This window comes from Ruegeria sp. CDSA089 (assembly GCF_059612205.1).
Window position 1 is genome coordinate 37,433 of the sequence record NZ_JBXWQD010000001.1, and the last position, 11,323, is coordinate 48,755.

The following is an 11,323-nucleotide window of genomic DNA, read 5'->3' on the forward strand; positions in this document are numbered from 1 at the left end:
GCGTGCTGTTTAAGCGAAAGTTATTGGTGCTTGCGGCGCAACAGGACTATATCCGGGGCCATGATTACAGAACTCGGTCACTATGCGCTCATCCTCGCGTTCCTCGTTGCAATTGTGCAGACAATCGTTCCCTTGATCGGCGCGGCCAAAAGGTGGACCGGGTGGATGACATTCGGCGAGACGGCGGCCATCGCTCAGTTCGTTTTGGTTGGGTTCGCTTTCTGTGCATTGGTCTGGGCCTTCACGACTTCGGACTTCTCGCTGCGCATCGTGGTTGAGAACAGCCATTCCGCAAAGCCGATGCTTTATAAGATCAGCGGCACATGGGGAAATCACGAAGGGTCTATGTTGCTGTGGGTCTTCATCGTGGCGATTTTCGGCGGTATGGCAGCGATATTCGGTGCGGGGCTGCCGCCAACGCTGAAAGCACGCGTCTTGGCGGTGCAGGCGGCAATTGGTGTCGCGTTCTATGCCTTTATCCTGTTTACATCGAACCCGTTTGATCGCCTGATCGTCGCTCCGTTTGATGGGCGGGACTTGAATCCTCTGCTGCAAGACCCCGGATTGGCCTTCCATCCGCCCTTCCTGTATCTGGGCTATGTGGGTCTGAGCATGGCCTTCAGCTTTGCCGTCGCCGCCCTGATCGAGGGCCGCGTGGACGCGGCCTGGGGACGGTGGGTACGCCCCTGGACATTGGCCGCATGGGTGTTTCTGACCATCGGCATCGCGCTGGGATCGTGGTGGGCTTACTACGAGCTCGGCTGGGGTGGATTCTGGTTCTGGGATCCGGTTGAGAATGCCTCGTTCATGCCATGGCTTTTGGCGGCGGCGCTGCTGCACTCGGCCATTGTGGTCGAGAAACGCGAGGCGCTGAAAAGCTGGACCATCCTGCTAGCGATCATCGCATTTGGGTTCTCGCTGATCGGCACGTTCATCGTGCGCTCTGGGTTGCTGACCTCGGTCCATGCCTTCGCAAACGACCCGGAACGCGGCTTGTTCATACTGTTCATTCTTGTGATCTTCATTGGCGGCGCGCTGACGTTGTTTGCCGCACGCGCGCAGGCGATGGAGGCCAAGGGTGTCTTTGGAATGGTCAGCCGAGAAAGCGCGCTGGTGCTAAACAATATCTTGCTGGCCGTTAGCTGTTTCGTGGTCTTTTTCGGAACCATGTGGCCCATGGTGGCCGAGATGGCGTTTGATCGGAAACTGTCCGTTGGGCCTCCGTTCTTCAATGCCGCCTTCACACCCTTCATGATTGCTTTAGGCCTTGTGCTGCCCATTGGGGCGATCCTGCCGTGGAAGCGGGGTAAGATCGGCAAAGCGGCATATTCGCTACGCTATGCGTTTGTGCTGGCTGTTGCATTGGCCATTCTGGTTTGGGCGATGCAGACCGGCCGCAGCGCCATGGGCCCGGTTGGGTTGTTTCTTGGCGCATGGATCACCTTCGGGGCCGCGGTGGACCTGTGGAGTCGCACGGGCCGTAAAGGCAGTATCCAACGTCTGTTCCGACTGCCTGGTGCGGATTGGGGCAAAGCAGTCGCTCATACTGGGCTTGGCGTCACTATCTTTGCCATTGCGGGTTTGACCGCTTGGGAAGTCGAGGATATCCGCGTCGCACAACCTGGCCAACCTTTCGAGGTTGGGCAATTTACGCTTACACTGGAAGATGTCAGACGGGTTGAAGGGCCCAACTATTTCTCGACAACTGCTGATGTTCGGGTCGAAAAGAATGGTCGTCCGATGGGCAGCCTGCATCCCGAAAAGCGCGACTATCCAGTTGCGCGCATGCCCACAACAGAGGCCGCGATCGACTATCGCTTTTTAGGCGATCTTTATGTTGTGATCGGCGATCAGCAGGCCGATGGCGGCTGGGTCATGCGGACCTATATCAAACCGCTGGCCAACTGGATTTGGGGCGGGTGTATCCTGATGGCGCTGGGTGGTTTCCTCAGCCTGTCGGACCGGCGGTTCCGGGTCGCAGCGGGCGCGCGCAAGGCCCCAAGTGGCGGAGTACCTGCGGAATGAAGCGCCTTTTCCTGATCTTCGCCCTAATCGCCTCACCCCTGTTTGCGGTGCAGCCTGATGAAGTGCTGGACGATCCGGTTCTTGAACAACGCGCCCGCGATCTAAGCACCGGGCTGCGGTGCCTTGTTTGCCGCAACGAAAGTATCGACGAAAGCAACGCTGATCTGGCCCGTGACCTGCGCCTATTGTTGCGCGAGCGTCTGGTTGCCGGGGACACGGATGATGAGGCGATCCGGTTCATTGTAGATCGTTACGGCGAGTATGTCTTGCTGAAGCCAACCGTTACAGGGTCGAACCTGATGTTGTGGCTGGCCGGTCCGATCATGCTATTGATCGCCGCTGCGATGGGGTGGAATTTCCTGAGAAAACGTTCGGACGTTCAGGCCGCGGGCTCGGATACGCTCAGCGAGGCGGAAAAGAAGCGGCTGGAACAAATTCTCAAGGACTGACCCTTGGTCGGTCTTTCCCTTGTGATGGAATTGCGTCAGGGTTTGCCCAAGACTGTTGTTTGGGGGGATCCTGATGAATTACGAAACCGTGTTGCTGGACATCTCGGACAATCTGGCGGTGCTGACATTGAACCGGCCCGACAAGATGAACGCGATGACAGCGCAGATGCGGGCCGAGATCGCTCATGCGATGAAACAGGCAGCGACTGATGCGCGTGCGGTGGTGCTGACTGGCGCGGGCGCTGCCTTTTGTTCCGGGCAGGATCTGGGGGATGCGTCCAGCACCGGCAAGATCGACCTTGAGCGAACCTTGCGCGATGAATACGAACCGATGCTGGAAACGATCTACAACTGCCCCGTGCCGACCATCGCGGCGGTGAACGGTGCAGCGGCGGGGGCAGGGTGCAATATGGCGCTATGTGCCGATGTAGTGATTGCCACGGAAAGCGCCTATTTCCTGCAAGCCTTCGCGCGGATCGGGCTGTTGCCGGATGCGGGCGGCACTTGGTTCACGCCGCGCCAGATGGGGTTTGCCAAGGCGATGGGCGCCGCACTTTTCGCTGACAAGATCAGCGCCCGGCAAGCAGATGAGTGGGGCATGATTTGGGAGGCCGTCCCAGACGCGGAATTCGACGCACATTGGCGCAAACGGGCGACTTATCTGGCAAATGGTCCGACCGCAGGGTTCAGCGCGATCAAGAAAGCGATCCGTGGTACTTACGAAAAAACGCTGGACGAACAACTGACAATCGAGGCCCATTTGCAGGGCGAATGCGGACGTTCGCGTGATTTTGCCGAAGGTGTCGTGGCCTTCATGGAAAAACGCCCCCCGAAATTCGAGGGGCGCTGACCGTCAGGCGCGGCGGCGGCGGCGTGTCCGTCGCTCGGGCGCGGCATCCTCACCCGTGCCGTCCGAGGCCGATGAGAACGGCCCCAGCGCATCCGTGATCTGATCCAGAGTAGGGCGCACACCACGCGGCGCGCTGTCCAGCGCTTCGCGCATCTTGCGCAGGTGATCGGGCATCGTGCCGCAGCAGCCACCGATGATTGTTGCGCCTGCATCGCGGGCCATGGCCGCATACTGTCCCATCAACTCGGGCGTGCCGTCATAGTGGATATGGCCGTTCACATATTTGGGGATACCCGCATTGCCTTTCGAGATCACAGGACGTTCGGTGCCCTGTGCCGCAAAGCCCAGAACTGTACGCAAAATGTCCGATGCTCCGGTGCCGCAATTTGCGCCAAAGGCCACGGGCGGGTTCGGTAGCGTTTCAACCAATTGCGCCAGGTCAGCCGAAGTCACGCCCATCATTGTGCGCCCGGCCGTGTCAAAACTCATGGTGCCGCACCACGGCATGTCCGCCAGTGCAAAGGCCTCTGCGGCGGCACGGAATTCCTCAGGTGCGCTGATGGTTTCAAGCCACAGCACATCAGCACCGCCTGATTTCAACGCTTCGGCCTGCTCGTGGAACATCTCGACGGCACCTTCATGAGAAAGGCTGCCCACGGGCTCCATAATCTCTCCGGTCGGCCCGACCGAGCCCGCGACGATCACGGTGCGGCCGGCCTTGTCGGCCACCTCACGGCCCAGCTCCGCCCCGATGCGGTTCAACTCAGCCACGCGGTTCTGCGCGTCGTGGAGTTTCAAACGGGCGGATGTACCGCCAAAGGTGTTGGTCAGGAACAGATCGCTGCCCGCATCGACCGAGCCTTGATACAAAGCCTTGATCTTGTCAGGCGCGTCTACATTCCACAGCTCAGGCGCGTCACCGGATTGCAAGCCCATGTTGAACAGGTTTGTTCCGGTGGCCCCATCGGCCAGAATCGCGTCTTTGGTTTCCAGAAGTTTCGTCAGTGCGTTTGTCATTGGGCTATCCCAAAAAGTCGGCGAAGCCGATAAAACTAAGAAGTCCCGTGTCTCATGACCGGGACTTCAAAGCAAATTCATAAATCTCATGAAGATCATGAGGCGGGGCGAATTCCCTCAGTCGGTTTCGCTGAGAACCTGCGCCTTGGCTTGGGGCAGCAGCTCGGCCATCTTGGCACGAATTTCGTCATCCGACGACAGCGAGCCCAGATCGCCAGAGACCTTGCGCACGACATCTTCGTGTCCGGCCTCCTCGAAATCGGCGATCACAACAGTTTTGGCGTATTCCTCAGCGTCGGCACCGGACTTGCCCAGCTTTTCCGCGGCCCACAGGCCCAGCAGCTTGTTGCAACGCGCCTGCGCCTTGAACTGCATTTCCTCATCATGGGCGAATTTGGCTTCAAATGCGTTTTCGCGTTCGTCAAACGTGGTCATGGGTTGGGGACCTCTTCGGTTATATCTTCTTGATTGATGATATGACGATAGCCGCGCCCGGACGCAAGGGATTTGCGCTGCGTCAAAGCCTCTCGGTTTACTGCGCTTGCGGGAAAAGGGGGGTTGGACTATGAGAGCGCCAAGAAGCGGGAATATTCCCGCTCGTCAGTCTGGAAGGGTCGCTTATGGCGCGTCGCAAGAAAATCTACGAAGGCAAGGCAAAAATTCTGTATGAAGGCCCCGAGCCGGGTACGATCGTCCAGTACTTCAAGGATGATGCCACTGCCTTTAACGCGGAAAAGAAAGACGTGATCGACGGCAAGGGCGTTCTGAACAACCGCCTGAGCGAGTTTTTCATGACCGGTCTGAACCAGATTGGCGTTCCGACGCACTTCATCCGCCGCCTAAACATGCGTGAACAACTGGTGCGTAGCTGCGAGATTGTGCCGTTGGAAGTGATCGTGCGCAACTATGCTGCCGGGTCGATGTCCAAACGTCTGGGCATTGCCGAAGGCACGCAATTGCCGCGTCCGATCGTCGAGTATTGCTACAAGGATGACGCTCTGGGTGATCCACTGGTGACCGAGGAACATATCGCCGCCTTTGGCTGGGCCAGCCAGCAGGACATGGATGATATTCTCAGCCTTGCGCTGCGGGTGAATGATTTCCTCAGCGGCATGATGCTGGCGGTAGGCATTCGTCTGGTCGATTTCAAGATCGAGATCGGGCGCGTGTACGAAGGCGATTTCCAGCGCTTGATTATCGCCGATGAAATCAGCCCCGACAGTTGCCGTCTGTGGGACATCGAAAGCGGTCAGAAGCTGGACAAGGACGTATTTCGTCGCGATCTGGGCAGCCTGACGGATGCCTATTCCGAGGTCGCGCGCCGTCTGGGCGTTCTGCCCAAAAGCAATGTGACCAAGCCTACGCTGATCAACTGATCTGCCTCGCTTGCGTGGAATACTGGAAACGCCGTGCCCTTGCGCGGCGTTTTTGCTTTTGCGCCGGTTCCTGCGGCAAACTGCGTGCGGACAAGGGTTGTCGAATGGCAAAAGGCGCGCTATCCCCCGCGCAACGGAACGGGCCGCGACTTTTGGCCCTTAGCTGGAGTTGCAGGAATGAAAGCACGTGTGCATGTGATGCTCAAGAATGGGGTTCTCGACCCGCAGGGCGAGGCCGTGCGCCACGCATTGGGTGCCATGGGCTTTGATCAGGTCGAAGGCGTGCGTCAGGGCAAGGTGATCGACCTTGAGCTGGCCGACGGCGCGACCGAAGCCGACGTGACCCAGATGTGCGAAAAACTGTTGGCAAACACGGTCATCGAACGCTACGAGATCGAACTGGTCTAAGCGGATGCGGGCGGCGCGTCTAATCACCTATCGCCAGCCGCTCGAGCTGGCCTCGGTTTCCGATCCGGAACCGGGAGAGGACGGTGTGGTTCTGCGCGTGCTGGCCTGCGGCGTGTGCCGTTCCGACTGGCACGCATGGTCCGGTGCGGACCCCGATGTTGTCCTTCCCATGATTCCCGGACACGAATTCTGCGGCGAGGTGGTTGCGGTTGGAAAGCGTGTTGGCCGTTGGAAGGTCGGAGACAGGGTGATCGCGCCCTTCATTCTGGCTTGCGGCCATTGTCCGGATTGCGCGCAAGGCCATCAAACAATCTGCGCCGATCAGGTGGTGCCTGGCTTTACCTGCGATGGCGCGTTTGCTGAATATGTCTCGGTGGCGCATGCAGATGCCAATCTTTCGGTGTTGCCTGACACAATGGCTCCTGAAATTGCTGCTGCCTTGGGCTGTCGTGTCACGACGGTCTGGCAGGCCCTGGTGGGGCGTGCGCAGTTGCAAGGCGGTGAATGGCTAGCGGTTTTCGGCGGCGGTGGAGTAGGGATATCGACCCTGTTGCTGGGCAAGGCGCTGGGTGCGCGCGTGATCGTTGTGGATATCGCCGACGACAAGTTGAACTACGCCAAAACTTTGGGTGCAGATGTGGTGGTCAACGCGGCGACCAGCAATGCGCCAGAGGCTATTAAGGATATCACCTGCGGTGGTGCCCATGTCGCGATCGAGGCTCTTGGGATCGAAACTACTACAATCGCCGCTATGAAATCCCTGCGTAAGCTGGGTCGCATGGTGCAAATAGGAATGCCCGCCGGACCGCATAGCAACATGACCTTGCCGATGGATGCGCTTTATTCCGGTCAGCTTGCCGTATTCGGAACCCGCGGTATGCCCAGCTGGCGCTACCCCTCGCTTTTGTCGTTGATCGCAGGGGGCAGTGTTGACCTGAGCCCACTGGTGACGCGGCATATTTCTTTGTCCCAGGTAAGTGAGGAACTTGCCGCCTTTGACCACCCGACACCCCCCGGCGTCGCGGTTGTCACCGATTTCACGCATTAGGAGGCCCCGCCATGCGCGCAGCAGTCATCGTATTTCCCGGCTCCAACTGTGACCGGGACCTGGCCGTGGCCTTTGAACAGGCCGGTTTTCAGGTCGACATGGTTTGGCACAAGGATGCCGCTCTGCCCGAGGGCGTGGATATCGTGGGCGTGCCCGGCGGGTTCTCGTACGGTGACTACCTGCGTTGCGGTGCGATTGCCGCGCAGTCACCCATCTGCAAGGCGGTTGTCGACCATACCGAGCGTGGTGGCTATGCCGTAGGGATTTGCAACGGTTTTCAGATATTGACCGAGACCGGGATCTTGCCGGGGGCGCTGCTGCGCAATGCGGGCCTGAAGTACATCTGCAAGACCGTCGGCCTGAAAGTTCAAACCAGCGACAGCGCCTTTACGCAGGGCTACAACGCAGGTGACGAGATCGGCGTGCCGATTGCCCATCATGATGGAAACTATTTTGCTGACGACGCAACATTGTCCACGCTTCGTGATCAAGATCGCATCGCATTCACCTATACCGAGAATCCGAATGGCTCGGTCGGGGACATCGCAGGCATCTTGTCGGAAAACCGCAGGGTTCTCGGGATGATGCCGCACCCTGAACGGGCGGCGGATCAGGGCCATGGCGGCACGGACGGAACGGCATTGTTCCGCGCATTATCAGGCGTTCTTGCTCCGGCGTGACTTGAGGAACCGATTCAGCCCGCGTAGTTTCCGGGGCATGAGTTCCGACAATCGTTCAGGCTGGTCTTCTTTCAAGACCCCGTTTCAAGGCGCCCCTTTGGGGTGGCGATTGCGCGTTGCGGTCACGGTTCTTCTTCTGGCAACCGTGGCAACGATTTGGGTCACGAACCGGTTGCTGACCGACCGCTTTACTGAATCCACACGCAACCGCGCTGAACTGCGGCTGGCTTTGTACTCCGGAAATTTGCTGAGCGAACTACGCCGCAATGCTATTGTTCCGCAGCTTTTGGCGCGCGATCCCAGCCTGATCTCGGCCTTGCAGTCCAGTGACTATACGCTCTCCAGCCAACGCTTGATTTCATTTGTCGAGGAAATCGGTGCAGCCTCACTGATGCTATTGGACGGTGATGGTCTGACACGGGCGGCGACGGACAGGAACCGTCTTGGCGAAGGGCACAGAAACTCGCCTTATTTCATTGATGCGGTTCGCTCCAACGCGACGATCTTCACAGTGATACAGACAGAGTCCGGTGGATACAGCTTTGTCTATTCGCGCCGGATTGAGGCAAATGCCGAAGTCCTCGGTGTCATCGTGGTCGAGGTCGATTTGCAAAAGTTCGAACGCGCTTGGGCCGGAATCTCGGATGCCGTTATGGTGGCGGACAGCACCGGGACCGTGATCCTTTCGACCGAACCCAAATGGCGCGGACTGGACGAAAACACTGCCATTCAACGCCAATCGCCGGATTCTGCCATCGAACGCGCCATACGTGCCACCGCAGATTGGACAGCCCTGCCTGCCGACGCCTATGTGCAGGGTGAGGCCGTGATGCGCATGGAAACCCGCATTCCGTTTCGTGGATGGAAGATGACATCATTCACGACCTATTCCTCTATCCGCGAAAAAGTGAACAGCGTCATCGCGTTGGAGATCATGGGCTTTGCGATTCTTCTGGCGCTGGCCTTCTATGCGCTCAGCCGCCGAGCCACGTTCCGCATGACGCTGTTTCAACGCGAGTCGGCAGAGCTTCGCGCATTGAACGCCCGCTTGCAGCGGGAAATTGCTGAACGTGAACGGGTAGAAAAGACGCTGGAAGTGGCTGAGCAGACGCTGGCACAAAGCTCGAAACTTGCGGCGTTGGGTGAGATGTCGGCAGCCGTCAGTCATGAGCTTAATCAACCTCTGGCTGCAATGAAAACCTATCTGGCCGGGGCACGCCTTTTGCTGCGCCGCAACCGTCCCGAAGAGGCATTGGCCAGCTTTGGTCGCATAGACGGGCTGATTGAGCGGATGGGGGCGATCACCCGCCAGCTCAAGTCTTACGCAAGAAAGGGGGCGGACGCGTTTTCCCCTGTAAATCTTGGCGAAGCGCTGGCCTCGGCCTTGTCAATGATGGAACCGCAGTTGCGGCAACGCCATGTTAAGATCACTCAGATTCTGCCCGAAGAACCGGTATTGGCCATGGGCGACCGGATGCGGATCGAGCAGGTTATGGTAAACCTCTTGCGCAACGCGCTGGACGCCACCAAGTCAGTATCTGAGCCCGACGTTGAAATCATTTTGGCAGCAGGCGATATGGCGGTGTTGACGGTGCGCGACAATGGGCATGGTATCGAAGATATCGAGAACCTGTTCGAGCCGTTCTATACAACCAAGCAGCCGGGCGACGGGGTTGGGCTGGGGCTTGCCATCTCCTCTGGGATCGTGAACGACCATGGAGGACGGCTGACCGCCCGCAATAGTCCCAACGGGGGCGCGGTGTTCGAGATGCAGTTGCCAATACTTGGAAGCGATGGCCTAGAGGCCGCGGAATAACGGGGTAAGAAAATGGCACAAGCCATGAAGATCGCCATTGTGGACGACGAACAGGATATGCGCCGGTCGATCAGTCAATGGCTGGCACTGTCGGGATATGACACCGAAACCTTTGCCAGTGCCGAGGATGCGCTCAAGGTATTAGGGCCGGACTACCCCGGCATCGTGATCTCGGACATCAAGATGCCCGGTATGGACGGCATTCAGTTGCTGAAGAAACTCATGGGCGCGGACAGTACACTGCCGGTCATCATGATCACCGGGCATGGGGACGTGCCTATGGCGGTTGAGGCGATGCGCGTGGGCGCGTTCGACTTTCTGGAAAAGCCCTTCAACCCCGACCGGATGTCCGAACTGGCCAAACGCGCCAGCAACGCCCGTCGTCTGACGCTCGACAACCGGGCTTTGCGGCGTGAGTTGTCCGATGGCACCCAGATCATGAGCAAACTGATCGGGGCCAGTCCGGTCATGGAGCGCCTGCGCGAAGATATTCTGGATCTGGGACAAGCCGATGGGCATGTTCTTATCGACGGTGAAACCGGAACTGGCAAGACATTGGTGGCGCACGCTCTGCACGCCGTTGGCAGTCGGGCAGGCAAGAAATTCGTCCTGATCTCATGCGCAGCCTTGGAGGAAGAGGCGCTGTCCAAACGGTTGTTCGGGCCTATGATGCCCGAGGATGCGCAATTGCCTGCCATTGAAGAGGCGCGTGGCGGCACGCTGGTGCTGGAAGATGTCGAAGCGTTGAGCGACACGTTGCAGGCGCGATTGCTGAGCGTGATGAATGATCAGGGCACACCTGCCGAGACCCGCATTATCGCAATTTCGAATTTGCAGGAAGCGGGAAAGACCTCGGAAGATGTTCTGCGACCGGACTTGTTCTATCGGTTGGCTGCGCTGCGCATCACCATGCCGCCGCTGCGCCAGCGCGGCGAAGATATCCTGACGCTATTCACGCGCCTTAGCGAGCAATTTGCCGAGGAATATGGCTGTGATGCACCGCAGGTCAGTGCGCAGGAGGCCGCGCAGCTGTTGCAGGCACCGTGGCCGGGTAATGTGCGGCAGCTTATTAACATTGCGGAACGTGCGGTTCTGCAATCACGGCGCGGGTCTGGAACGATCGCATCGTTGTTGATGTCGGATCATGAAGAGATGCAACCGGTTATGACCACAGAGGGCAAGCCGCTGAAAGAATATGTTGAGGCGTTCGAGCGGATGCTAATCGACAATACCATGCGCCGACACAAAGGCTCGATCGCTTCGGTGATGGATGAGCTGTGTCTGCCGCGTCGGACGTTGAACGAAAAGATGGCGAAATACGGGTTGCAACGCTCGGACTATTTGTGACGGTTGGGAGGGGGCCAGCCCCCTCTTGAGCCTGTGGCTCAATTCACCCCCGAGGTATTTTTTAAACAGAAGAAGGTTTGGGAGCGTGCTGGATTGAGGCGGCATGCAGTTTGCCCATTGTCTTTTCCACAGGACTGCTTTTATTGTACCCGAACGGGCCGGGCCATTTTTGTGCCCTGAAGTCCCGAATCTTTGAGTTTCGCTGCGAGGTCGCAGGTGGTGACATCTTCCCACACTGGCTGAGCAGGCCGATTGTGCCCCGATCAAGGGGCAGTTGAACGCCTGAACCCGTGGATGCGGGTGAAAG

General features: G+C 58.5%; 11 protein-coding genes. 9 read left to right on the forward strand and 2 right to left on the reverse strand.

What is annotated here, in order from left to right:
* Positions 1-60 precede the first annotated feature (60 nt).
* The 3 genes from AC2FJ6_RS00185 (at position 61) to AC2FJ6_RS00195 (ending at position 3,324) form a co-directional block, all read left to right on the forward strand.
* Positions 61-2,025 (forward strand): heme lyase CcmF/NrfE family subunit, encoded by a 1,965-nt coding sequence (locus AC2FJ6_RS00185; protein WP_170769667.1) that lies wholly within the window; start codon positions 61-63, stop codon positions 2,023-2,025.
* The gene (locus AC2FJ6_RS00190) at positions 2,022-2,474 is read left to right on the forward strand and encodes a cytochrome c-type biogenesis protein (protein ID WP_170769668.1); all 453 of its coding nucleotides are present in this window, start codon (positions 2,022-2,024) and stop codon (positions 2,472-2,474) included. The genes AC2FJ6_RS00185 and AC2FJ6_RS00190 overlap by 4 nt, the downstream gene beginning before the upstream one ends.
* A gap of 73 nt (positions 2,475-2,547) precedes the next feature.
* Positions 2,548-3,324, forward strand: a complete 777-nt coding sequence (locus tag AC2FJ6_RS00195) for an enoyl-CoA hydratase-related protein (RefSeq protein ID WP_170769669.1) — start codon at positions 2,548-2,550, stop codon at positions 3,322-3,324.
* A gap of 3 nt (positions 3,325-3,327) precedes the next feature.
* Here AC2FJ6_RS00195 and bmt read toward each other — a convergent pair whose 3' ends face one another.
* Together bmt and AC2FJ6_RS00205 are read right to left on the reverse strand one after the other, a co-directional pair.
* Positions 3,328-4,341 (reverse strand): betaine--homocysteine S-methyltransferase, encoded by a 1,014-nt coding sequence (gene bmt / locus AC2FJ6_RS00200; protein ID WP_170769670.1) that lies wholly within the window; start codon positions 4,339-4,341, stop codon positions 3,328-3,330.
* A gap of 117 nt (positions 4,342-4,458) precedes the next feature.
* Positions 4,459-4,776, reverse strand: coding sequence for a DUF1476 domain-containing protein (locus AC2FJ6_RS00205; protein ID WP_170769671.1), 318 nt, complete (start codon positions 4,774-4,776; stop codon positions 4,459-4,461).
* Positions 4,777-4,961: 185 nt separating this feature from the next.
* Between AC2FJ6_RS00205 and purC the strand changes: the two genes are divergently transcribed.
* From purC to AC2FJ6_RS00235, 6 genes are all read left to right on the forward strand, one after another.
* Positions 4,962-5,717, forward strand: a complete 756-nt coding sequence (gene purC, locus AC2FJ6_RS00210; RefSeq protein WP_170769672.1) for a phosphoribosylaminoimidazolesuccinocarboxamide synthase — start codon at positions 4,962-4,964, stop codon at positions 5,715-5,717.
* Positions 5,718-5,894: 177 nt separating this feature from the next.
* A complete protein-coding gene (purS, locus tag AC2FJ6_RS00215; protein ID WP_170769673.1) occupies positions 5,895-6,125 on the forward strand; it encodes a phosphoribosylformylglycinamidine synthase subunit PurS in 231 nt (76 codons plus the stop codon).
* 4 nt (positions 6,126-6,129) lie between these two features.
* Positions 6,130-7,173, forward strand: a complete 1,044-nt coding sequence (locus tag AC2FJ6_RS00220; RefSeq protein ID WP_170769674.1) for a zinc-dependent alcohol dehydrogenase family protein — start codon at positions 6,130-6,132, stop codon at positions 7,171-7,173.
* Positions 7,174-7,184: 11 nt separating this feature from the next.
* Positions 7,185-7,853, forward strand: coding sequence for a phosphoribosylformylglycinamidine synthase subunit PurQ (gene purQ, locus AC2FJ6_RS00225; RefSeq protein ID WP_170769675.1), 669 nt, complete (start codon positions 7,185-7,187; stop codon positions 7,851-7,853).
* 37 nt (positions 7,854-7,890) lie between these two features.
* Positions 7,891-9,669, forward strand: a complete 1,779-nt coding sequence (locus AC2FJ6_RS00230) for a sensor histidine kinase (protein WP_170769676.1) — start codon at positions 7,891-7,893, stop codon at positions 9,667-9,669.
* Positions 9,670-9,681: 12 nt separating this feature from the next.
* On the forward strand, positions 9,682-11,016 hold the full coding sequence (locus AC2FJ6_RS00235; protein ID WP_496668100.1) for a sigma-54-dependent transcriptional regulator: 1,335 nt from the start codon (positions 9,682-9,684) through the stop codon (positions 11,014-11,016).
* Positions 11,017-11,323 lie beyond the last annotated feature (307 nt).

Bases quoted from the DNA above. Each gene is read 5' to 3' on its own strand.
- purS (WP_170769673.1), top strand. From the start codon at position 5,895: ATGAAAGCACGTGTGCATGTGATGCTCAAGAATGGGGTTCTCGACCCG.
- AC2FJ6_RS00185 (WP_170769667.1), top strand. From the start codon at position 61: ATGATTACAGAACTCGGTCACTATGCGCTCATCCTCGCGTTCCTCGTT.
- AC2FJ6_RS00190 (WP_170769668.1), top strand. From the start codon at position 2,022: ATGAAGCGCCTTTTCCTGATCTTCGCCCTAATCGCCTCACCCCTGTTT.
- AC2FJ6_RS00205 (WP_170769671.1), bottom strand. From the start codon at position 4,776: ATGACCACGTTTGACGAACGCGAAAACGCATTTGAAGCCAAATTCGCC.
- purC (WP_170769672.1), top strand. From the start codon at position 4,962: ATGGCGCGTCGCAAGAAAATCTACGAAGGCAAGGCAAAAATTCTGTAT.
- AC2FJ6_RS00235 (WP_496668100.1), top strand. From the start codon at position 9,682: ATGGCACAAGCCATGAAGATCGCCATTGTGGACGACGAACAGGATATG.
- AC2FJ6_RS00220 (WP_170769674.1), top strand. From the start codon at position 6,130: ATGCGGGCGGCGCGTCTAATCACCTATCGCCAGCCGCTCGAGCTGGCC.
- purQ (WP_170769675.1), top strand. From the start codon at position 7,185: ATGCGCGCAGCAGTCATCGTATTTCCCGGCTCCAACTGTGACCGGGAC.
- AC2FJ6_RS00195 (WP_170769669.1), top strand. From the start codon at position 2,548: ATGAATTACGAAACCGTGTTGCTGGACATCTCGGACAATCTGGCGGTG.
- bmt (WP_170769670.1), bottom strand. From the start codon at position 4,341: ATGACAAACGCACTGACGAAACTTCTGGAAACCAAAGACGCGATTCTG.
- AC2FJ6_RS00230 (WP_170769676.1), top strand. From the start codon at position 7,891: ATGAGTTCCGACAATCGTTCAGGCTGGTCTTCTTTCAAGACCCCGTTT.